Annotated in this window: 23 protein-coding genes; 11 read left to right on the top strand and 12 right to left on the bottom strand. The window is 71.9% G+C overall.

The genetic code is table 11. The features are described 5' to 3' along the window. Positions 1–30: 30 nt before the first annotated feature. Positions 31–1,056 (bottom strand): aldo/keto reductase family protein, encoded by a 1,026-nt coding sequence (locus AC3CF1_RS14370; RefSeq protein ID WP_488450648.1) that lies wholly within the window; start codon positions 1,054–1,056, stop codon positions 31–33. Between the two features lie 63 nt (positions 1,057–1,119). Here AC3CF1_RS14370 and AC3CF1_RS14365 point away from each other — a divergent pair, with 63 nt between their 5' ends. From AC3CF1_RS14365 to AC3CF1_RS14345, 5 genes are all read left to right on the top strand, one after another. Beyond that, positions 1,120–2,031 (top strand): ArsR/SmtB family transcription factor, encoded by a 912-nt coding sequence (locus tag AC3CF1_RS14365; protein WP_488450647.1) that lies wholly within the window; start codon positions 1,120–1,122, stop codon positions 2,029–2,031. 292 nt (positions 2,032–2,323) lie between these two features. Further along, entirely contained in the window at positions 2,324–4,036 is a 1,713-nt protein-coding gene (locus AC3CF1_RS14360) for a nitrite/sulfite reductase (RefSeq protein WP_099848354.1), read from the top strand. After that, positions 4,033–4,194 carry a hypothetical protein gene (locus AC3CF1_RS14355; RefSeq protein WP_179780832.1) on the top strand — a complete coding sequence of 54 codons (162 nt, stop codon included), beginning with the start codon at positions 4,033–4,035 and terminating at the stop codon, positions 4,192–4,194. The genes AC3CF1_RS14360 and AC3CF1_RS14355 overlap by 4 nt, the downstream gene beginning before the upstream one ends. Further along, positions 4,191–4,952, top strand: a complete 762-nt coding sequence (locus AC3CF1_RS14350) for a phosphoadenylyl-sulfate reductase (RefSeq protein WP_088950013.1) — start codon at positions 4,191–4,193, stop codon at positions 4,950–4,952. Before AC3CF1_RS14355 ends, AC3CF1_RS14350 begins: the two co-directional genes overlap by 4 nt. Then, on the top strand, positions 4,934–5,746 hold the full coding sequence (locus AC3CF1_RS14345) for a sirohydrochlorin chelatase (RefSeq protein ID WP_435794789.1): 813 nt from the start codon (positions 4,934–4,936) through the stop codon (positions 5,744–5,746). Before AC3CF1_RS14350 ends, AC3CF1_RS14345 begins: the two co-directional genes overlap by 19 nt. 85 nt (positions 5,747–5,831) lie before the next feature. Here AC3CF1_RS14345 and AC3CF1_RS14340 read toward each other — a convergent pair whose 3' ends face one another. Beyond that, on the bottom strand, positions 5,832–6,089 hold the full coding sequence (locus AC3CF1_RS14340; protein WP_088950012.1) for a WhiB family transcriptional regulator: 258 nt from the start codon (positions 6,087–6,089) through the stop codon (positions 5,832–5,834). A 448-nt stretch (positions 6,090–6,537) separates the two neighbouring features. Beyond that, positions 6,538–7,488 (bottom strand): diacylglycerol/lipid kinase family protein, encoded by a 951-nt coding sequence (locus AC3CF1_RS14335; protein ID WP_488450646.1) that lies wholly within the window; start codon positions 7,486–7,488, stop codon positions 6,538–6,540. A 43-nt stretch (positions 7,489–7,531) separates the two neighbouring features. Here AC3CF1_RS14335 and AC3CF1_RS14330 point away from each other — a divergent pair, with 43 nt between their 5' ends. Then, positions 7,532–7,921, top strand: coding sequence for a hypothetical protein (locus tag AC3CF1_RS14330; RefSeq protein WP_088950010.1), 390 nt, complete (start codon positions 7,532–7,534; stop codon positions 7,919–7,921). Positions 7,922–7,943: 22 nt separating this feature from the next. On the opposite strand, the gene AC3CF1_RS14325 is transcribed toward AC3CF1_RS14330, so the two are convergent. From AC3CF1_RS14325 to sodN, 3 genes are read right to left on the bottom strand one after another with little or no spacing between them, the layout of a single operon-like run. After that, the gene (locus AC3CF1_RS14325) at positions 7,944–8,351 is read right to left on the bottom strand and encodes an ATP-binding protein (protein WP_088950009.1); all 408 of its coding nucleotides are present in this window, start codon (positions 8,349–8,351) and stop codon (positions 7,944–7,946) included. Positions 8,352–8,383: 32 nt separating this feature from the next. Then, positions 8,384–8,959 carry a GNAT family N-acetyltransferase gene (locus tag AC3CF1_RS14320; protein WP_488450645.1) on the bottom strand — a complete coding sequence of 192 codons (576 nt, stop codon included), beginning with the start codon at positions 8,957–8,959 and terminating at the stop codon, positions 8,384–8,386. After that, complete coding sequence (sodN, locus tag AC3CF1_RS14315) at positions 8,956–9,360, bottom strand: superoxide dismutase, Ni (protein WP_099848348.1); 405 nt, start codon at positions 9,358–9,360, stop codon at positions 8,956–8,958. The genes AC3CF1_RS14320 and sodN overlap by 4 nt, the downstream gene beginning before the upstream one ends. A gap of 69 nt (positions 9,361–9,429) precedes the next feature. Between sodN and AC3CF1_RS14310 the strand changes: the two genes are divergently transcribed. The 3 genes from AC3CF1_RS14310 to AC3CF1_RS14300 all read left to right on the top strand — a co-directional run bounded on the left by AC3CF1_RS14310 (position 9,430) and on the right by AC3CF1_RS14300 (position 12,208). After that, a complete protein-coding gene (locus tag AC3CF1_RS14310) occupies positions 9,430–9,795 on the top strand; it encodes a S24/S26 family peptidase (RefSeq protein ID WP_172862103.1) in 366 nt (121 codons plus the stop codon). 143 nt (positions 9,796–9,938) lie between these two features. After that, positions 9,939–11,117 carry an NAD(P)-dependent malic enzyme gene (locus tag AC3CF1_RS14305; RefSeq protein ID WP_488450644.1) on the top strand — a complete coding sequence of 393 codons (1,179 nt, stop codon included), beginning with the start codon at positions 9,939–9,941 and terminating at the stop codon, positions 11,115–11,117. A 128-nt stretch (positions 11,118–11,245) separates the two neighbouring features. Beyond that, positions 11,246–12,208 (top strand): zinc-binding dehydrogenase, encoded by a 963-nt coding sequence (locus tag AC3CF1_RS14300; protein WP_488450643.1) that lies wholly within the window; start codon positions 11,246–11,248, stop codon positions 12,206–12,208. Positions 12,209–12,316: 108 nt separating this feature from the next. Here the strand turns inward: AC3CF1_RS14300 and AC3CF1_RS14295 are convergent, their stop codons facing one another. Together AC3CF1_RS14295 and AC3CF1_RS14290 are read right to left on the bottom strand one after the other, a co-directional pair. After that, a complete protein-coding gene (locus AC3CF1_RS14295; protein WP_488450642.1) occupies positions 12,317–13,285 on the bottom strand; it encodes an alpha/beta hydrolase family protein in 969 nt (322 codons plus the stop codon). A 97-nt stretch (positions 13,286–13,382) separates the two neighbouring features. After that, the gene (locus AC3CF1_RS14290) at positions 13,383–14,432 is read right to left on the bottom strand and encodes an aldo/keto reductase (protein ID WP_488452081.1); all 1,050 of its coding nucleotides are present in this window, start codon (positions 14,430–14,432) and stop codon (positions 13,383–13,385) included. An 89-nt stretch (positions 14,433–14,521) separates the two neighbouring features. On the opposite strand from AC3CF1_RS14290, the gene AC3CF1_RS14285 reads away from it, so the two are divergent. Further along, positions 14,522–14,983 carry a MerR family transcriptional regulator gene (locus AC3CF1_RS14285; protein WP_488450641.1) on the top strand — a complete coding sequence of 154 codons (462 nt, stop codon included), beginning with the start codon at positions 14,522–14,524 and terminating at the stop codon, positions 14,981–14,983. On the opposite strand, the gene AC3CF1_RS14280 is transcribed toward AC3CF1_RS14285, so the two are convergent. Both AC3CF1_RS14280 and AC3CF1_RS14275 read right to left on the bottom strand, forming a co-directional pair. Next, the gene (locus AC3CF1_RS14280) at positions 14,865–15,410 is read right to left on the bottom strand and encodes a nucleotidyltransferase domain-containing protein (protein WP_488450640.1); all 546 of its coding nucleotides are present in this window, start codon (positions 15,408–15,410) and stop codon (positions 14,865–14,867) included. The genes AC3CF1_RS14285 and AC3CF1_RS14280 overlap by 119 nt on opposite strands. 27 nt (positions 15,411–15,437) lie before the next feature. Next, complete coding sequence (locus tag AC3CF1_RS14275; RefSeq protein ID WP_355163051.1) at positions 15,438–16,331, bottom strand: alpha/beta hydrolase family protein; 894 nt, start codon at positions 16,329–16,331, stop codon at positions 15,438–15,440. A gap of 157 nt (positions 16,332–16,488) precedes the next feature. Between AC3CF1_RS14275 and AC3CF1_RS14270 the strand changes: the two genes are divergently transcribed. Then, positions 16,489–16,662, top strand: coding sequence for a hypothetical protein (locus AC3CF1_RS14270; RefSeq protein WP_488450639.1), 174 nt, complete (start codon positions 16,489–16,491; stop codon positions 16,660–16,662). A gap of 64 nt (positions 16,663–16,726) precedes the next feature. Here AC3CF1_RS14270 and AC3CF1_RS14265 read toward each other — a convergent pair whose 3' ends face one another. Next, positions 16,727–17,842: an acetate/propionate family kinase gene (locus AC3CF1_RS14265; protein ID WP_355161296.1), complete on the bottom strand. Its 1,116-nt coding sequence runs from the start codon at positions 17,840–17,842 to the stop codon at positions 16,727–16,729. Continuing rightward, on the bottom strand, positions 17,839–19,908 hold the full coding sequence (gene pta / locus AC3CF1_RS14260) for a phosphate acetyltransferase (protein ID WP_088949997.1): 2,070 nt from the start codon (positions 19,906–19,908) through the stop codon (positions 17,839–17,841). The genes AC3CF1_RS14265 and pta overlap by 4 nt, the downstream gene beginning before the upstream one ends. Positions 19,909–19,980 lie beyond the last annotated feature (72 nt).

Below are 19,980 nucleotides of genomic sequence, written 5' to 3'. Positions count from 1 at the left end.
AGCCTGCCACGGCCACCCCCCGCGTGGGCGTCAGCCGGCCGCAGGTGGTGGGCGCCAGGCGGGCATCACATCGTTCGGCCGGGCGGTCTTCGCCGGATCGCGCTCCACCAGTTCGTCGAGCACGGCGTCGATCCGGGCCATCAGCTCGTCGTCGAGCCGTACCGTGGCGGCCTTGGCCGTCTCGGCGAGCTGCTCGGGCCGGGACGCGCCGACGATCGCGCCCGCCACGGTCGGCCGGCGCAGCACCCACGCCACCGCCAACTGGGCCATCGTGCAGCCGGCGGCCTCGGCGATCGGTCGGAGCCGGCGTACCCGGGAGAGCAGCAGATCCGAGGAGTAGCGGGCGATGAACGAGCCACCAAAACCGTCGGCGGCCCGGGAACCTGCGGGCGGACGTCGGCCCGGCTCGTATCGACCGGTCAGCACGCCCATCGCGAGCGGCGACCAGGCGAGCTGCCCCAGACCGAGATCGGCGCAGGCGGGCGACACCTCGGCCTCCACCACCCGCCACAGCATTGAGTACTGCGGCTGGTTGGCGATGAACGGGATGTGCAGCTCGGCGGCGAGCCGCAGGCCCGCGCGCAGCTGCGGGGCGGTCCACTCGGAGGTGCCGACGTAGAGCACCTTGCCCTGGCGGACCAGGTCGGCGAAGGCGAGCATCGTCTCCTCCAGAGGCACGCTGCCGTCGTACCGGTGCGCCTGATAGAGGTCGACGTAGTCGGTGCCCAGCCGGCCCAGCGAGGCGTGACAGCCCTCGATGATGTGCTTGCGGGACAGCCCGGAGTCGTTGGCCCCCGGCCCGACCGGCAGGCACACCTTCGTGCACAGCTCGATCGAGCTGCGCCGGACGCCGCTCAGCGCCTTGCCCAACGACTCCTCGGCCCGCCCCTGCGCGTACCGGTCGGCGGTGTCGAACGTGGTGATGCCCGCATCCAGGGCGGCGGCCACACACGCGGCCGCCGCGTCGTCGTCGAGCTGGTTGCCGTGGGTGACCCAGTTGCCGTACGCGACCGCGCTCACGCGCAGGCCCGACCGGCCCAGTTGCCTGTACTCCATGACGAGAATCGTCGGGCCGCCCGGCGCTGTCGCCGAACCGTTCGAACGTGGTCGAATTCGTGAGTGATCGAGGTTCGGTTCTCGCCCGACGACCTGAGCCGGGTCCGGTTCGTGCACTCGCCCCTGGCCGAGCTGGTGGCCAGCTCCTGGGCGTTACGCAAGCCGGCGAAGTACTGGATGCACCGTCCGTGGCGGGAGCGCGCGGAGCGGCTGCTGCCGGATGCCGGCCTGGCACCGCTGTTGGCGGTGCTCAGGTCGTCCAACGGTTACGTGCCGGATTTCCTCACCCCGATCGGGGTGGCGCCGAACCTCGCTGCCGAGTTACGGGCGGTCGCCGGCACCCACCCGTCCAGGGTGCGCCGGCAACTGGAGCGGGCCGGCGCACCCTGGCTGGCCCCGGACGAGCTGGTCGCGCAGCTACGCCGGTACTTCACCCTGCTGATCGCACCGGACTGGCCCCGGCTGCGGGCGCTCGCGCTGGCCGACATTCGGCGGCGGACGCTGCTCGCCGCCGAGCAGGGCGGACGCACCCTGCTGCGCGAGGTGCACCCGTTGATCCGGTGGGACGGCGCTGCGCTGCGGGTTGCTGTCGGCACGACCCTGCCGGCCGACCTGGACGGGCGCCCGTGGACGCTGCTGCCTACCGCGTTCTCCGGGCCGACGGTGCACGCGATCATGGAGGGCGACGGCGGGCCAGCCCTCTGCTATCCGCCCACCGGGCTGGGCGGGCTGTGGGATTCGCCGCCGCCCAGCGCGGCGCTCGGCGCCCTGCTCGGGGGCACCCGGGCGGCGGCGCTATCCCTGCTCGACTCACCGTTGAGCACCGGCGAGCTGGCCGCGATGTTGGGGCTCGCGCCGGCGACGGCGTCGCACCACCTCACCACGCTGCGGGACAACGGGCTGATCGCCGGCGTACGAGAGGGCCGGGTGGTGCGTTATGCCCGAACTGTCCTCGGTGACCAGCTGGTCGGCTAGCTCTCGGCCCGTGATGTGGGATCCAGCACGTGGACATTGGCCGGCCCCCATGGGGTGTGGCAGCATGAGCCCCATGACCGCCGCAGTCGTCCGCCGCTTCGTGGCTCGTCGCCACGTCGATTACGGCCGCGTGCGCAGCGCGATCTGTCCGGCCTACTGACGACGCCCGACCATTCTGTCTCGGGCGCGCTCCGCGCCGGCTGTCTCAGACACCGTTGTCCCGCCCGCTTCGCCGGGTCGGCCGCCGCGCCCCGCGTGCCCCGAGGCACAGCAGACAACGGAGGACGCCGCGATGGCGGTCAGCAGCACGCCGGCCCGATCCGAGGACCCGACGACCCGCCCGGCCCGGGCGCCGCGCCGGCCCCGGGGTGAGGGTCAATGGGCGCTCGGCCACCGCGAGCCGCTCAACCCCAACGAGCGGATCAAGAAGGACGACGACCCGCTCAACGTCCGGGCCCGGATCGAAACCATCTACGCGCACCGCGGCTTCGCCTCCATCGACCCGCAGGATCTGCGCGGCCGGTTCCGCTGGTGGGGCCTCTACACCCAGCGCAAGGCGGGCATCGACGGCGGGCGCACCGCCGTGCTGGAGCCGCACGAGCTGGAGGACGAGTTCTTCATGCTCCGGGTCCGCATCGACGGCGGCCAGCTCAGCCTGGCCCAGCTGCGGGTGATCGCGGACATCTCCCGGGAGTTCGCGCGGGACACCGCCGACATCACCGACCGGCAGAACATCCAGTACCACTGGATCCGCGTCGAGGACATGCCGGAGATCTGGCGCCGGCTGGAGTCGGTCGGCCTGCAGACCACCGAGGCGTGCGGCGACTGCCCGCGGATCGTGCTGGGCAGCCCGGTCGCCGGGGTCGCCCGCGACGAGCTGCTCGACCCGACCCCGGCGGTCGACGAGATCGTCGCCCGGTACGTCGGCGACAAGCAGTTCTCCAACCTGCCCCGCAAGTTCAAGACGTCGATCTCCTGGCTGGTCGACACCCCGTACGAGTCGAACGACATCGCCTTCCTCGGTGTCGACCACCCCGAGCACGGCCCCGGCTTCGACGTCTGGGTCGGCGGTGGTCTCTCCACCAACCCGATGCTCGCCCAGCGGCTCGGCGTCTGGGTGCCGATGGCCGAGATTCCGGACGTGTGGGCCGGTGTGGTGGGGATCTTCCGCGACTACGGCTACCGCCGGCTGCGCAACCGGGCCCGGCTGAAGTTCCTGGTGGCCGACTGGGGCGTGGAGCGGTTCCGCGAGGTCCTGGAGAAGGACTACCTCGGTCGCACGTTGCTCGACGGTCCGGCGCCGACCCTGCCGTCGAAGCCGATCGACCACGTGGGCGTGCACGAGCAGGCCGACGGGCGGCACTACGTGGGCGCCGCACCGGTGGTCGGGCGGGTCTCCGGCACGCAGCTCGCCCAACTGGCCGACGTGGTGGAGGCGCACGGCAGCGACCGGGTGCGGCTCACCCCGTACCAGAAGCTGCTGGTGCTCGACGTGCCGTCGGAGCGGACGGAGTCGCTGGTAGACGCGCTGCGCGGGATCGGTCTGGAGGCCCGGCCGTCGGCCTGGCGGCGCGGCACGATGGCGTGCACCGGCATCGAGTACTGCAAGTTGGCCATCGTCGAGACGAAGGCCCGCGGTGAGGAGCTGGTGGCCCGGCTGGAGCAGCGGCTGCGCGACTTCGACGCGGACATCTCGATCCACATCAACGGCTGCCCGAACGCCTGCGCACGGACCCAGGTGGCCGACATCGGGCTCAAGGGTCAACTGGTGGTCGGCCCGGACGGGCAGCAGGTGGAGGGTTTCCAGGTGCACCTGGGCGGCGGGCTGGGCATGGCCCAGGGTCAGACCGCCGGTTTCGGCCGCAAGCTGCGTGGCCTGAAGACCACCGCGGACGAGCTTCCGGAGTACGTGGAACGGCTGGCCCGTCGCTACCTGGCCGGTCGGAGCGAGGGCGAGACGTTCGCCAACTGGGTGATCAGAGTCGACGAGGAGGAACTGCGGTGAGCAGCGAGAACCGAGCGGCACCCCTGTACTGCCCGTACTGCGGCGAGGAGGACCTGCGGCCGAACGAGGCGGGGCACGGCGCCTGGGAGTGCCGCGCCTGCACCCGGGTCTTCTCAGTGAAGTTCACCGGGCTGCTCTCCCGGGCGGTGACCCGATGAGCCTCGTCTCCGCAGCGAACCTGCGCCTGGTCGGGCCGGGTGGTCCGACGCCGACCGATCCGGCCCGGCGCGACCCGGACGAGCTTCGCGTCCTGGCCGAGCAGGCTGCCCGGGACCTGGAAGGCGCCCCGGCGCTGGAGATCGCCCGCTGGGCCGCGCAGACCTTCGGCGACCGGTTCTGCGTCACCAGCTCGATGGCCGACGCCGTGCTGGCCCACCTGGTGTCCCGGGTGGCCCCGGGCGTGGACGTGGTCTTCCTCGACACCGGCCTGCACTTTCCCGAGACCCTCAGGGTGCGCGACGAGGTCGCCCGTACGCTGCCGGTGAACGTCCGGTCGATCCGACCCCGGCTCACCGTCGGCCAGCAGGACGGCCAGTACGGCCCCCGGCTGTTCAACAAGTCGCCGGACGACTGCTGCCAGCTCCGCAAGGTGGAGCCGCTGGAGCGGGCCCTGACCGGGTACGACGCCTGGGCCGCGGGCCTGCGCCGGGACGAGTCGCCGACCCGGGCGAACACTCCGGTGGTGACCTTCGACGCGCGGCGCGGCAAGGTCAAGGTCAACCCGATCGCGGCGTGGTCGCAGCGGGACGTGGACGCCTACATCGCCCGCTTCAACGTGCCGGTCAACGAGCTGTTCAAGCAGGGGTACGGGTCGATCGGCTGCTGGCCGTGCACCCGCCGCACGAAGGCCGGCGAGGACGCGCGGGCCGGCCGGTGGGCCATGTTCGAGAAGACCGAGTGCGGGCTGCACGTCTGACCTCGCCAACGACGACCCCGACCGGCCCTGGTGCGGCCGGCGGGGTGACTCCGGTGGTGCTGGTCGCGCACGGCAGTCGTGATCCACGAGCGGCCGATGCCACCCGGGCGCTCGCGCGAGCCGTGTCGGCGGCCCGACCGGGCACATCGGTCCGGGCGAGCTGGCTGGACCACACCGAGCCGGGGCCGACAGCGGTCCTGCGCGACCTGGCCCTGGCCGGTCACCGTCAGGCGGTGCTGGTGCCGCTGCTGCTGACCGCCGCGTACCACCATCGGGTGGACATTCCGGCGGCGGTCGCTGCGGCGGCGCAGGCCGGGCCACCCCTGACGGTACGGGTGACCGACGTGCTCGGCCCGGCGGACGGCACTGTCGATGCCGGGCTGCTGGGCGGGCTACGCCGCAGGCTCGGTGAGGCGGACCCGGGCCGCTTCCACGCGTTGGTGCTGGCCGCCGCGGGCACCCGGGACGCGCGGGCGCGTCGCTCGGTGGGCCAGGTCGCGGACGCGCTCGCTGTGGAGTTCGGGGTGCCCTGCCGGGTGGCGTACGCCTCGGCGGCTCCACCGGCGGCCGGCGTGGCGGTGTCCCGGCTGCGGGCGGCCGGCGCGCGTCGGGTCGCGGTGTGTGCGTACTTCCTGGCGCCGGGCTTGTTCCACGACGCGGTAGCCGAGGCGGCCCGGGCGGCCGGCGCCGTGTCGGTCGCCGCGCCGTTGACCGACGCACCGGAGCTGGTCGAGTTGGTGCTGCGCCGAGTCGACGACCGGCCCTGCCGGCCGATGGTCACGCCGATCGGGTGACCTGTGCCGGCGCGGTGATCCTGTGTCGGACAGCGGAACGCCCCGATGGGTGAACCCACCGGGGCGTACAGCTGTGTGTTGGGGATCAGGCGGAGTGAGCGCGCAGCACCCGGAGACCGCCGCGCCGCTTGACAGCGCGCCGCTCCTCCTCGCTCATTCCGCCCCAGACGCCAGCGTCCTGACCAGACTCGAGTGCCCACTGCAGGCACTGGTCGGTCACGGAGCAGCGCCTGCAGACGGCCTTTGCCTGCTCGACCTGCAGGAGAGCCGGTCCGGACGTCCCGATCGGGAAGAACAGCTCCGGGTCCTCGTCGCGGCAGACACTATGGTGACGCCAGTCCATGGCGGCAACACTCCTCATTCTGGATGGGTGGCAACAATTGCTTGGTCGTGCTTTTCCTATATGCATCCGCGTGCCGATGGTGACAGTTAGCGTCCGACCATTCGGCAGTGCGTGAGCAGGCAGTTAGTGCCGGGGACCTGCTGGAACAGCTCAACCTGACGAGCATATCCAGGCAATGTCCCGGTAACTCAAGTTCGCTTGTGAATACTTTCACGAACGCTCGTGATGTCAAGGGTGACGCTCGGAAAAACTCCGGGCGGTGAGCAAGCCCACAACCCATTTGTCCGGGTTCCAGTGCTTTCCTGGTTACCCGCCGTGCCACAGTCGAGGATCAATATAGTACAGTCCGCGTGACATTGCTGACATTTCCGGCACCTACCCCTCGGTGTGGCGGCGATCGGCCGGTGTGGCTGCGGTCACCGTGTCGACCTACGGCAGTACCCGAGACCTAGCAGATTACTCTCAGTGCGGCGGGAACGGAGGTGAATCTGACTTTTTCCCGTTCGCCGAGATAGTCGCCGTCCAGCTGGAACGCCTGCGGACGACTGGAGAGCAGGGTGAACTCCGCCGTGTCATGGAGTCGTAACACCTGCCGACCTCGTGGATCAGGCTGCCGACCCAGGAACTGTGTCACTGTCCGTGTTGTGCTAGCCACCCGGAGCTGACGCAGTGCCAGCACATCGAGCCCGAGGTCGAACGACGCGGACGGGTTCGGGTTGACCTCCCGGTCGCCCAGGTACGTCCACGGCGCCGTGTTCTGGATGATGACGGTGGCCAGCTCCGCCTCCGCCTGCTCGCCCGGGCGCTCCAACGTGATCGCGGGATGCCGGCGGTCCGAGGCGAAGAAGTACTGGTTCATGATCGAGCGCAGGTAGAGCGACGGCGTGGACACCCGCCCCTTGCGCCGGGCCTGCTCCACCCGGTGGATCACCGCGGCGTCCAGGCCGAACCCGGCGCAGAAGGTGAAGTAGCGGTCGTCGGCAAGGCCCAGCCCGACCGTCCGGCTCCGACCCAGCCGCAGCCCTTCCAGGATCATGCTGGTCGCCTCCGGCCACTCCCGGGGCAGACCCACGGCGCGGGCGAAGACATTGGTGGAGCCGCCCGGAACGGTCGCCAGCGCCGGCAGCCGCTCGGCCATCGGGGCGTCGTCGGCACCAATCGGCGGGTCGGCCGTCATCAGGCCGTTCACCACCTCGTTCACCGTGCCGTCGCCACCCAGGGTGACGACCAGGTCGACCCCCTCCGCGGCGGCCTCCCGGGCCAACGCCATGGCGTGCCCGCGTCGGCGGGTGTAGCGCACGCTGAGGTCGACTTCACTGCGCAGCGCCCGGACAAGCACGTCCCGGCTGCGTTCGCTGGTGGTGGTGGCCTTTGGATTGACCACCAGGACGGCCCGCATGGGCGGCACTGTACCTCCCGAAAGCCCGGGTATCGTGGCGCGCGTGACCATCGACTCGGCCCCGTTTCCCGTCACGCTCCGCTGGGCGGTCCGGCTGCTGTGGGCGGAGGCCGCCGTCGTCGGGTTGATCGCGGTGTGGCTGATCTGGGCCGACCTCACGGCCACCACCACCGATCTGCTGTCGGCGCTGCTGGTGACGGTGTTCGCCATCGGAGCTGCGGTGGTGCTCTGGGCGCTGGGCCGGGCCCTGCTGCGCCTCCAGGCGGGCGCACGGGCCCCCGCGATCGTGCTCCAGCTCATGCTGCTGCCGATCGGGTGGTTCATGATTCAGGCCGGGCTGGCCTGGCTGGGTGTGCCGTTGATGGCGCTCGGCCTGGGCGTGGGCTGGCTGCTGGTCAGCCCTCCGACGACCCGGGCGCTCGGCTTCGAGTGACTGCCGGTGTGCGCCGGGTCGGTCAGTAGCTGCCGGAGCGGCGGGTGAGCAGCGCGATCGTGGCCCGACCGTCGGCGGCCGTGGCCGATGCCGAGGTGGTCAGCGCGGTGAGCACCTTCCAGGCGAAGGACGACTCGCCGGGCAGCGTGGCGCCCCGCACGGTCGGCACTGTCACCTCGACGGTCAGCGCGTCCTCGGTGACCGCGAAGCGGCACTCCAGCTCGGCGTCGCGGGTGGCGATGGCGAGCAGCATGGCGCACGCCTCGTCGACCGCGATCCGGAGATCCTCGATCTCGTCGAGCGCGAACTGCAACCGGGCCGCCAGACCGGCGGTGGCGGTGCGGAGCACGCCGAGGTAACCGCCGTCGGCGGGCACCGTGAGGTGCACCACGTCGTCGTCGATTGCTGCCTGGCCAGTCAGTTGAGTCACGCCTCATCCCCCCGGTCGGGGACTCTACCCGGTCAGTCGCCCGTACGCGTGCCGACGTTGGTGGCCTGGCCGGCCAACCGGCTCAGGGCGTCCCCGCTGAGTCGGTAGGGGACCCACTCGCTCATCTGCTCCGCCCCGATCGAGGCGTAGAACCCGGCGGCCGGGTTCCAGTTGATCATCCACCACTCCAGTCGCCGGTATCCGCGTCGTACGCAGATGTCGGCCAGGGTGGCGAGCAGCAGCCGACCGGCCCCGGAGCCGCGAGCTGCCGGCCGGACGTAGAGATCTTCCAGGTAGATGCCGTGCACCCCGGCCCAGGTGGAGAAGTTGAGGAACCACAGCGCGAAGCCGATCGGCTCGTCGCGCTCGTTCACCGCGACGTGCCCGAAGAGCGCCGGAGCAGTCGGACGACCATTCCAACTCGGCGCGTCTGACGCCGCGCCACGACCTGGAACAGTCGCGAACAGGGCCGAGGTCAGTTGGTCGACGCTCAGGTGGCACTGCTCCGGGGCACGTTCGTACTCCGCCAGCTCGTGCACCATGGCGACGACGGCCGGTACGTCCTCGGGACGTACCGGCCGGATCGTCGGGATGACCGGGGTGGTCACGCCTTCTTGGTCTCCCAGAAGATCTTCGAGATCTCGTCGATCTTGCCGAGCAGCTTGTCGGCGGTGGCCGGGTCGAGGCTGCCCTTGACGCCACCGGCACCGGCGAGCTTGGTGGCCTCGTTGAACAGGGTGTGCAGGTTCGGGTACTTCTCGAAGTGCGGCGCCTTGAAGTAGTCGGTCCAGAGCACCCACAGGTGGTGCTTGACCAGCTCGGCGCGCTGCTCCTTGATGATGATGGCGCGGGTGCGGAACTCCGGGTCGGTGTTCGCCTGGTACTTCTCGCAGATCATTTTGACCGATTCGGCCTCGATCCGAGCCTGAGCCGGATCGTAGACACCGCACGGCAGGTCGCAGTGAGCGCTCGCGGTGACGCGGGGCGCAAGGATGCGCGGAAGTCGCATCGGGATCCTCCATGGGAAGTTTGCGATGATCAAAGGCGACATTACTCCTGGGAATGCTCCCCGAACCGGGTGGAGGTGAAACCAGTGGGCACCGATCACCCGGGTGAGGCGGCCCGGTTGCGGAGACCTCTCACCGCCGTTCTGGTGACCGGACCGTCCATGGCGCCGACGCTGCGGCACGGCGACGCGGTACTGGTACGCCCCGGTGGCCGCCCGATCCGGCCCGGGGACGTGGTGGTCGCGGTCTTCCGGACCCGTCCCGAGCTGCTGGTGGTGAAGCGCGCGGTCCGGCCGCAGGACGGCGGCTGGTGGCTGCACGGGGACAACGACCTGATCACCGACGACTCCCGGGCGTACGGGGTGGCCGACGTGCGGGGGCGGGTGGTGGCCCGTTACTGGCCGCGTCCGGGGCGGGTTCCTCGCCGGCGGATATGACCCTGCTCACATCCGACGGGCAGTGCCGACACTATGCTCGGAAAGTGCCCGGGTGACCCCCCGCACAGCGTGCCACCGCTCGCCGCCCACCTCGCGGCAGGGCCGGCCGCCCCGTCTGCTCGACAGATACTGGAGTCACCACCATGTCTTCGTCCACCGTGGACCCCGCTGATCCCGTCTTCCTGCTGCACCGGGGCGGCAAGATGGCCGTCGCCTCGACCGTGCCGCTCACCAGCCGGGAAGACCTCTCCCTGGCGTACACCCCGGGGGTGGCCCGGGTGTGTGAGGCGATCGCCGCCGACCCCGGCCTGGCCGACGACTACACCTGGGCGGCGCACGCCGTCGCGGTGGTCACCGACGGCTCGGCGGTGCTCGGGCTCGGCAACATCGGCCCGCGCGCGGCGCTGCCGGTGATGGAGGGCAAGGCGGTGCTGTTCAAGCAGTTCGGCGGGGTGGACGCGGTGCCGATCTGTCTGGACACCCAGGACGTGGACGAGATCGTCGCCGTGGTGCGGGCGCTGGCCCCGTCGTTCGGCGGGATCAACCTGGAGGACATCAGCGCGCCCCGCTGCTTCGAGGTGGAGCGCCGGCTCGACGAGGCGCTGGACATCCCGGTCTTCCACGACGACCAGCACGGCACCGCGATCGTGGTGCTCGCCGCGCTGCGCAACGCGGCCACTCTGCTCAACCGCAAGCTGGGCGACCTGCGGGTCGCGGTGAGCGGTGCGGGCGCGGCCGGGGTGGCCGTGACGAAGATGCTGATCGCCGGGGGCGTCAACCCCGACCAGGTGGTGGTCTGCGACTCCAAGGGGATCATCGGCCGGCACCGCACCGAGCTGACCGGCACCAAGGCCGAGCTGGCGGCGAGCACCAACGCCGAGGGTCGCCACGGCGACATCACCGAGGCGCTGCGCGGCGCGGACGTGCTGATCGGGGTCTCCGGTGGGCAGATTCCCGAGAGCGCGGTGGCGGGCATGGCGCCCGACGGGATCGTGTTCGCACTGGCCAACCCGACCCCGGAGGTGGACCCCGAGGTGGCCGCACGGCACGTCGCGGTGGTCGCCACCGGTCGCAGTGACTACCCCAACCAGATCAACAACGTGCTGGCCTTCCCCGGGGTGTTCCGGGGCGCGCTCGACGCCGGCGCCACCCGGATCACCGAGGCGATGAAGGTCGCCGCCGCGGACGCCATCGCCGGCGTGGTGGCCGAGTCGCTGACCGTGGACGCGATCGTCCCGTCTCCGCTCGACCCGCGCGTCGCGCCGGCCGTGGCCGAGGCGGTCGCCGAGGCAGCCCGCCGCGACGGCGTCGCCCGCCGCTGAGGACGCACGGGCCGGGGGCGCAGCATGCGCCGCCGGTGTGTGCGCACGCATGGGCCGGGGGCGCTCCGGCGCAGCATGCGCCGCCGGCCTGTGCGCACGGCTTCTTAACGGGCGCTCAGCTTGTTACCGTGCCGATCATGCGTGCTGCCTTCGCCTCCCGCTTCAACGACGCCGACCCGCTCACCGCGCTCACTGTCGGTGAGCAGCCCGAGCCGACCCACCCGGCCGACGACTGGGTGACCGTGCAGTTGCGCGCCACCTCGCTCAACCACCACGACCTCTGGTCATTGCGCGGGGTGGGCCTCACCGAGGCCCAGCTGCCGATGATCCTCGGCTGCGACGCGGTCGGGCTGGACCCGGAGGGGCGCCCGGTGGTCGTGTACCCGGTGGTCGTCACCCCCGGTGACCCGCGCGGGGTCTCCATCCTCTCCGAGCACTTCGCCGGGACGCTCGCCGAGCGGGTCGCCGTACCCCGATCGAACCTGATCCCGCTACCCGACGGCATGTCGGCGACCGACGCGGCGTGCCTGCCCACGGCCTGGCTGACCGCGTGGCGGATGCTGACCACCAAGGGCCGTGTCGCGGACGCCGACAGCGTGCTGGTGCAGGGCGCGGGAGGTGGCGTCGCCACCGCGGCCGTCGCGCTTGCCGTCGCGATGGGCAAGCGGGTGTACGCGACCAGCCGCGACGCCGCCAAGCGGGAACGGATCTCCGCCCTCGGCGCCACCGCCGTGGAACCCGGTGCCCGGCTGCCGGAACGGGTCGACGTGGTGATCGAGACGGTCGGTGCGGCGACCTTCGACCACTCGCTGAAGTCGGCCGCGCCGATGGCTCGGATCGTGGTCTCCGGGGCGACCGCCGGGCACCAGCCGGCGGTCAACCTGCGCCGGCTCTTCGCGATGCAGCTGGAGATCCTGGGCACGTCGATGGGCACGCCGGGGGAGCTGTACGAGCTGCTGGCGTTCTGTTCCGACAACGAGGTGCGCCCGGTGGTGGACAGCGTGGTGCCGTTCAGCCGTGTGGAGGACGCCTTCGCCCGGCTGCACTCCGGCGACGCCTTCGGCAAGATCGTCATCGACCACACGGCCTGACGCCCGTCATGATCCGCGCAACATCGGGGAAACTGCTGCCTCGGGGCGCGCTGAGGCAGCAACATCACTGATGTTGCGCGGATCTTCGCCGTTTTCGGCCCGGTCGGGTCAGAGGTGGTCGTCGAAGGTGGCGATGTCGCCGCGGGTCGCGTCGGTGGGGATGCGCTTCTTGGCGTCCGGGTCGCCGTAGAGCGACCAGCGCAGGAACTCGACCGACGTGTCCGAGACGACCCGCAGCGTGGCGCCGTCGCTGAGCAGCGCCCGCCCGTGGTCGCCCTTGGGCAGGCTCAGCATCGCCTTCGGCCAGGGCACCTTGTCGTACGCGGCCTTGCCCGCCGCGTACTCGACCACCTCGTCCAACTCGCCGTGCACGAACAGTTGCGGGGCGGCCGCCCCGGCGAACGCGGTGCCCACACCGAGCGCCGTGCCGGCGAACACCACACCCGCGTCCAGCCGCTCGTCCCTGCTCGCGGTGAACAGACCGATGGTGGTCACCCCGCCCGCCGAGTGCCCGGCCGCGGCCACCCGCTCGCCGTCCAACCGGCCGCGCAACGCGTCGCCGGCCTTGCCGTCCAACGCCAGCACCTGATCCAACGCGTACGACACGTCAGCCGGTTGGTTGAGCACGTCGAGGACGTTGTTGTCCGCGCCCCGGGAGGTGTGCGGGAACGTCGGCGCGGCCACCACGAAACCCGCCGCCGCCCAGCGGGTCAGCAGGGTGGTGTAGTCGTCCGGCCGCCCACCCAGACCGTGACTGAACATCACCACCGGGAACCGGCCCTCCGCCGCCGTCGCCGACCGCTTGGCCGCGCCGCCGGACTGCCCGGCCGCCGGGTACCAGAGCGTCGTCGGCAGCGCGCGGCCGTCCCGGTCCAGCTTCAGTTGGCGTACGCCGACCGCGAAGGCGCGCTGCGGGGCCCTTCCGGCGGGGACCTGCGGTGTCGGCGTGGCGGCGGCCTTCGGCTCGACCGGCGGTGCCTGCCCGCTCTGACTCGGGCGGTTGTCCGCTGAGCAGCCGACCAGACCGGCCATCAGCACGGTGCTGGCCATCAGTGCGGGAGTGACGCGACGCGACATGAATCCAATTGTGCCCTGCCCGGTGGACCCGGCCGGCGGGCTTCGACGCGCTGTGCCCGCCCGATCACCGACCGCTGCGTCCCGGCGTCAGGCTCAGTCAGGCCGCAGCACGGTCGGCGAGGGGGCGCCGCCGCAGCGCCGTGTCGGTCAGGGAACGCAGCCGGAAGGCGGCGTTCGGGTTGTACAGGTTGGTGCCGGGCGGCACTATCTCGTCGATCCGGTCGAGGGTCGCGTCGTCCAGGGTGAGCGGGGCGCCCTTGAGCAGGTCCTCCAGTTGCGGCATGGTCCGCGGTCCGATGATCGCCGAGGTGACGGCCGGATGGGCGACGGTGAAGGCGATGGCGAGCTGTGGAAGCGTGCAGCCGATGCTGGCCGCGAGGTCGACGAGCTGCTCGACGGCGTCGAGCTTGGCGGCGTTCTCGGCGATCGTGGGATCGAACTGCGCCGGCCGCAGGGCGGCACGCCCGGCCGACAGGTCGACGGGCTGGTCCCTGCGGTACTTCCCGCTGAGAAACCCGAAGGCGAGCGGGCTCCAGACCAGCACCCCCATGCCGTAGCGCTGGCAGACCGGCAGGGTCGAGGCCTCGACGCCGCGGGCCAGGATCGAGTACGGCGGCTGCTCGGTGCGCAGGCGTCCGAGGCCGCGGCGCTCGGAGACCTGGTGTGCCTCGACGATCTCCTCGGCGGGGAACGTCGAGCAGCCGAAGGCGCGGATCTTGCCTTCGCGGACGAGGTCGGTGAGCACCGAGAGTGTCTCCTCGATGTCGGTCGAGGGGTCAGGACGGTGCACCTGGTAGAGGTCGATCCAGTCGGTTTCCAAGCGCCGGAGGCTCCCCTCGACCGCCTTGAGGATCCAGCGCCGCGAGTTGCCACCCTGGTTCGGGCCCTCGCCCATCGGGAAGTGCACCTTGGTGGCGAGCACGACGTCGTCGCGGCGCCCGCGCAGCGCCTTGCCCACGATCTGTTCGGACTCGCCGCGGCCGTACATGTCTGCGGTGTCGACGACGTTGATGCCCTGGTCGAGGGCGGAGTGGACGATGCGGACGCAGTCGTCGTGGTCGGGGTTTCTGACGGCACCGAACATCATGGTTCCGAGGCAGTGGGTGCTCACCTCGATGCCGGTGCCGCCGAGGGTGCGATAGCGCATGCCGATGCTCCTAGGTGATTCAGTAGTGATCACCTGGCACCGTAGGAGCTAGAGTCGGCTCTAGGTCAACCCTCGCTACCCTGCTCGGCATGGCTGAGGTCACCGCGAGTCTGAGCATCGGACAGGTCGCCGAACGCACCGGCTTGAGCGTGCACGCGCTCCGCTTCTACGAGCAGCAGGGTGTCTTCGTCAGCCCCGTACGCCGTGGGCCCGCCGGGCGTCGCGTCTACAGCCAGGACGACGTCGACTGGCTGAGCGTCTGCATCATCCTCCGCGCCTCCGGCATGCCGCTGCCCGCGCTCCGCCGCTACGCCGACCTCGTTCGCGAGGGCGAGGGCAACGAGGAGGAACGACTCGTGCTCCTGCGCGAGCACCACGGGCGCGTCACCGACCAGCTCGGCCGGCTCGCCCAGTGCCTGGACCTGATCACCTTCAAGGTCGGGGTGTACGAGGACCTGCTCGACCAGAACGGGCGCGCAGCCGGGCCAGGTCCTCGGCGTCCTTCGGGCGGCGGGGACGTTCCGGCATCCAGACCGGGTACATCTGCTTGAACTCGATCTGGGCCGCCACCGAGATGGTCGGCGCGGTGAGCGGGCCGATCCGGCCGGGTGGGGCGTCCAGCATCCGGGCTGGCAGCGGGGTGCCGGCCCAGGACCCGGCACCCACCGTCGGTCGCCCGGCGGCATCGCGACCCAGGTACGCGAAGCTGACCTCCACGTCGGCGGCGAACAGGTCCAACTGCGACTCCACCGGCATTCTCGGGTCGGGAAGCCAGCCCCGGGCCAGCAACAGGTCGGCCAGCCGGTCCGCGTCGTCGCGCCAGCAGTACCAGTCGACGTCCAGGTGCGGACGGGTCACCGTGCCGAGCTGGAAATCCATCGCCCAGCCACCGCGCAGCCACACCGGGATACCGTCCGCCCCGGTCACCGCGACCACCTCGGCGATGCTCGCCAACTGCCGGCACGCAAGCTCGTCCATCGGAAGACCGTAACGACTCGGCCGGGTTCAGTGGGCGGGACGGAAGTCGTAGCGGGTCAGGGGAGTGCGGGCGTCGGCCGGGAGACGGGCTCCCGCCGCCTTGTCCCCGTACAGCGTCCAGCGCAGGAAGTCGGTGGTGGTGGCGAGGACCGGGGCGAAACCCGGATGGCCCGGCGTGAGGTACGCGCCGTGGTCCTGGCCGAGCAGGCTGAGGAACGCGGCCGGGCCGGGGGTACGCCCGTACGCCGCCCGTCCGACCGTCAGCGGCACCACGGCGTCGGCTGTGCCGTGCACGAAGAGCACCGGCGCGACCGGCCCCGCGAAGCTGCCGGGCAACCCGCCCCCGGCGATCACGATCCCGGCACGCAACCGGGCCGGGTGCCCCTCGCTGAACATGCCGGAGGTGGTGAAACCGCCCGCCGAGTGCCCTGCGGCGGCGACCGACGTCAGGTCCAGGTGACCGGCGAGCGGATCCTCGCGGTCGCGGTCGAGCCGCCCGAGGTGCCGGATCAGCCGCCACGCGTCGGCCGGCTGGTTGCGGACGTCGGCCCGGGTGAAGTGGGCGGCGCCCTGCCGGGTGTGCGGGTACGCGGGAGCGGCCACCACGAACCCCGCCGCCGCCCAGCGGGTGGTCAGGCCGGCGTGCAGATCGGGGCGGCTGCCCAGCCCGTGGCTGTAGACCACCACCGGGAACCGCCCGGCCGCCACCCTGTCCGCCGATGCCGGGAACCAGATCGTCACCGGCAGTGGGCGCGCCGAGCGCGGATCGAGGGTGAGCGTACGCACGCCGACGGCGTACGACCCCTCGGGCGCCCGACGCGCCGACACCGGCCCGGTGGCCTCGTCGATCGTGGCGGTGGCCGGCGCGCAACCAGCCAGCAGTGCCGTCACCAGTACGGCGACCAGCCGTCGCGCCCCCATGGTTCCACGGTAGGTGCCCGAGTGTGCGCAACGACCCCGCCGTCCGGCCCGGCTGTGCCCGCCACCCGGTCGGGTCCGATCCGCCGGGCGGGTCGACCCGAGCGGGCGGTGCGGGCGGGGGCGGTGCGCCTGGACCGGCTTCGCTAGGGTCACCGGCATGCCTGAGAACTACACCGACCCCAGTGGCAACACCGAGGCGTTCCGCGCGTTCAGCCAGACGCCGGAGGCCGCCGCGCCGGCGGAGTCGCCGTCCCGCCTGCCGCTGATCATCGGCGCGGCGGTCGTCGTGGTCGTGCTGGTCGCCCTCGTCGCCTGGCTCGCGACGGGCTGAGCGTGCCGGACCGTGCCGACGCGCCCAGCCCGGCGTCGGCGCAACGCCAGCCGCTGACGCGTCGTCAGCCCCGCGCGACCACGTCCCGGGTCTGCCGGGCGATCTCCCGTTCCTCGTCGGTGCGGATGACACAGACACTCACCTCGGCGCCGTCGGGTGAGATCACCCGGTCGCCCTCGCCGCCGTTGCGGACATCGTCGACGGCGATGCCGAGCCGGTCCAGGCCGGCCAGCGCGGCAGCCCGGACCGGCGCCGCGTGTTCGCCGACCCCGGCGGTGAAGGTGATCGCGTCGACGTGGCCGAGCAGCGCGTAGTACGCCCCGACGTAGCCGGTGATGCGCCGGCAGTACACGTCGAAGGCCAGCTCCGCCGCCCGGTCACCGGCCGCCCGGCGCTGGAGCACCTCGCGCATGTCGTTCACGCCGGTCAACCCGAGCAGACCGCTGCGGTGGTTGAGCAGGTCGTCGATCTCGTCGACCGACAGCCCGCCCTCCCGGCGCAGGTGGAAGATCACCGTGGGGTCGAGGTCACCGCTGCGGGTGCCCATCACCAGCCCCTGCAACGGGGACATGCCCATCGAGGTGGCGACGCTGCGACCGTTCGCCACCGCGCAGGCGCTCGCCCCGTTGCCCAGGTGCAGGGTGATCGTGTTGAGCTGCTCGTACGGGCGGCCCAGCAGCTGCGCGGTGCGGCGGGACACGTACGCGTGCGAGGTGCCGTGGAAGCCGTACCGGCGGATGCCGTACCGCTCGGCGACCTCGCGGTCGATCGCGTACGTCGCGGCGGCCTCCGGCAAAGTGTGGTGGAACGCGGTGTCGAAGACGGCGACCTGCGGGATGTCCGGCAGCGCCGCGCGGGCCACCTCGATGCCGGCCAGGTTGGCCGGGTTGTGCAGCGGGGCGAGCGGCACCAGGTCCTTGATGGCGGCCAGGACCGCGTCGTCGACCAGCGCCGGTGCGCTGAACTTCCGGCCGCCGTGCACCACCCGGTGCCCGACTGCCGTCAGGCCGGTCAGGTCCAGCCCGTCCAGGATCTGCCGGACGGCGCTGGCGTGGTCCGCCGGGCCGCCACCGGGCTCACCGACCCGCTCGACGGTGCCGTGGTCGAGCACCTGCTCACCGTCGTAGCGGCGCCACTTCACCGACGACGACCCACAGTTGAGCACCAGCACCCGACTCACGACGCCTCCTCGGTGGCCGCCTGGATGGCGGTGATCGCCACGGTGTTGACGATGTCCGGCACCATGGCGCCGCGGGACAGGTCGTTGACCGGCCGCCGCAGGCCCTGCATGACCGGGCCGACGGCGACCGCCCCGGCCGAGCGCTGCACCGCCTTGTAGGTGTTGTTGCCCGTGTTCAGGTCCGGGAAGATGAAGACTGTGGCGTGCCCGGCGACCGGGCTTCCCGGCAGCTTCGTGGCCGCCACCGCCGGGTCGATCGCCGCGTCGTACTGGATGGGCCCCTCGACCAGCAGGTCGGGCCGGCGTTCGCGGACCAGCGCGGTGGCCGCGGCGACCTTCTCCACGTCCGCGCCGGCACCGGAGCTGCCGGTGGAGTACGACAGCATGGCCACCCGGGGTTCGATGCCGAACCGGGCGGCGGTGTCGGCCGACGAGATCGCGATGTCGGCGAGCTGGGCGGCGTCCGGGTCGCGGTTGACCGCGCAGTCTCCGTAGACCAGCACCCGGTCCGCCAGCAGCATGAAGAAGACGCTGGATGCGACCGAGACCTCCGGCACGGTACGGATGATCTCGAACGCCGGTCGGATGGTCGCGGCGGTGGTGTGCGTGGCGCCGGAGACCATGCCGTCGGCTCGCCCGGTCGCCACCATCAGGGTTCCGAAGTAGTTGGGCTGGGCCACGATGTCGTGCGCCAGCTCGGCGGTCATACCCCGATGGGCGCGCAGCCGCGCGTACTCGGCCGCGAAGTCGTCCCGCCAGTCGCTGGTGACCGGGTCGACCACGTTCGCGTCGCCGAGGTCGATGCCCAGCTCGCGGGTGCGCCGGGTGATGTCGTCCGGTCGGCCCAGCAGCGTCAGCTCGGCCACCCCGCGGCGGAGCAGGATCTCCGCCGCGCGCAGGATCCGGTCGTCGGCGCCCTCCGGCAGCACCAGGTGCCGGCGTTGCGAGCGCGCCCGGTCGATCAGCTCGTTCTCGAACATCAGCGGGGTGACCCGGGTCGACCGGCTGACCCGCAACCGGCGGGCCAGGTCGTCGGTGTCCACGCAGCGCTCGAAAGCGCCCAGTGCGGCCTCCACCTTGCGCGGGTTGGCCGCGCTGGGCCGCCCCTCGATCCGGCTGGACGCGGCCACCGTGTCGTAGCTGTCGCTGCGCACGGACAGCACCGCGAGCCCGGTGTTCAGCCCCTCCACCAGCCGCATGGCCCGGGGGTCGGGCTGCTCGCCGAGCGTGAGCACCAGCCCGGCCACCGACACCTGCCCGGCCACGTGCGCGGCGCTCGCGGCGACGAGCAGGTCGGCCCGGTCCCCGGGGGTGATCACCAGGGCGCCCTCGGTGAGGTGGTCCAGCAGGGTCGGCACGTGTGCCGCGCCGACCACGAAGTCCAGTACGTCCCGGCTGAGCGCGGCGTCGTCCCCGGCCAGCAGGGTGGCGTCGAGCGCCGCCGCCACCTCGGCCACCGTCGGCGCCGACACCGTCGGCACCTCCGGGATGGCGTACGCGGGGACCGGCAGGTCGGGCAGCGTCATCGGCCCGGCCACCCGGTTGGCCATCACCGCGAGCACTGTCGCTCCCAGGTCGGCCAGATCGTGGTACGCGCCCCGCATGGCCGCCGCGACGGCCGCCGGCTCCTGCTCGAAACCGTCCACCACCGGCACCACCACACTGCCGAACTCGGTGGCCAGCCGGGCGTTGAAGGCCAGCTCCCGGGGATGGGCCGGGTCACCCGGGTCGTCGAAGTCGCTGCCCACCACGACCACCGCCGGGCACTGCCGCTCGACCGCCCGGTACCGCTCGACGACCCGGGAGATCAGCTCCTCCCGGCGCCCGTCGGCGACGAGCGCCGCCGCTTCGGCGTATGTCATGCCGGTCAGGTCCGCCTCGGGCAGGTCGACCCGGTAGCGGTCGTGCAAGAGGGCGAGGATCGGGTCGGGGCCGGTGCCGGAGACCAGCGGCCGGAACACGCCGATCCGCCCGACCTGTCGGGACAACAGCTCCGCCAGCCCGAGGGCGATGGTCGACTTGCCCCCGCCCGAACCGACGCTGGTCAGATACACGCTGCGAGCCACGTACCCACCCTAGAAGATCGCGAGATCCGCCACCCAGGCCCAATGACCCCCGTCCACCGCCTGATCCGACAG

The sequence above is a fragment of the Micromonospora sp. MGP-C2 genome (assembly GCF_057766525.1).
This window is presented reverse-complemented; position numbering and strand designations above follow the sequence as displayed.

Bases quoted from the DNA above. Each gene is read 5' to 3' on its own strand.
- AC3CF1_RS14370 (WP_488450648.1), bottom strand. From the start codon at position 1,056: ATGGAGTACAGGCAACTGGGCCGGTCGGGCCTGCGCGTGAGCGCGGTC.
- sodN (WP_099848348.1), bottom strand. From the start codon at position 9,360: ATGCGACTTCCGCGCATCCTTGCGCCCCGCGTCACCGCGAGCGCTCAC.
- AC3CF1_RS14360 (WP_099848354.1), top strand. From the start codon at position 2,324: ATGGCGGTCAGCAGCACGCCGGCCCGATCCGAGGACCCGACGACCCGC.
- AC3CF1_RS14350 (WP_088950013.1), top strand. From the start codon at position 4,191: ATGAGCCTCGTCTCCGCAGCGAACCTGCGCCTGGTCGGGCCGGGTGGT.
- AC3CF1_RS14305 (WP_488450644.1), top strand. From the start codon at position 9,939: ATGTCTTCGTCCACCGTGGACCCCGCTGATCCCGTCTTCCTGCTGCAC.
- AC3CF1_RS14270 (WP_488450639.1), top strand. From the start codon at position 16,489: ATGCCTGAGAACTACACCGACCCCAGTGGCAACACCGAGGCGTTCCGC.
- AC3CF1_RS14295 (WP_488450642.1), bottom strand. From the start codon at position 13,285: ATGTCGCGTCGCGTCACTCCCGCACTGATGGCCAGCACCGTGCTGATG.
- AC3CF1_RS14290 (WP_488452081.1), bottom strand. From the start codon at position 14,432: ATGCGCTATCGCACCCTCGGCGGCACCGGCATCGAGGTGAGCACCCAC.
- AC3CF1_RS14285 (WP_488450641.1), top strand. From the start codon at position 14,522: ATGGCTGAGGTCACCGCGAGTCTGAGCATCGGACAGGTCGCCGAACGC.
- AC3CF1_RS14340 (WP_088950012.1), bottom strand. From the start codon at position 6,089: ATGGACTGGCGTCACCATAGTGTCTGCCGCGACGAGGACCCGGAGCTG.
- AC3CF1_RS14275 (WP_355163051.1), bottom strand. From the start codon at position 16,331: ATGGGGGCGCGACGGCTGGTCGCCGTACTGGTGACGGCACTGCTGGCT.
- AC3CF1_RS14335 (WP_488450646.1), bottom strand. From the start codon at position 7,488: ATGCGGGCCGTCCTGGTGGTCAATCCAAAGGCCACCACCACCAGCGAA.
- AC3CF1_RS14280 (WP_488450640.1), bottom strand. From the start codon at position 15,410: ATGGACGAGCTTGCGTGCCGGCAGTTGGCGAGCATCGCCGAGGTGGTC.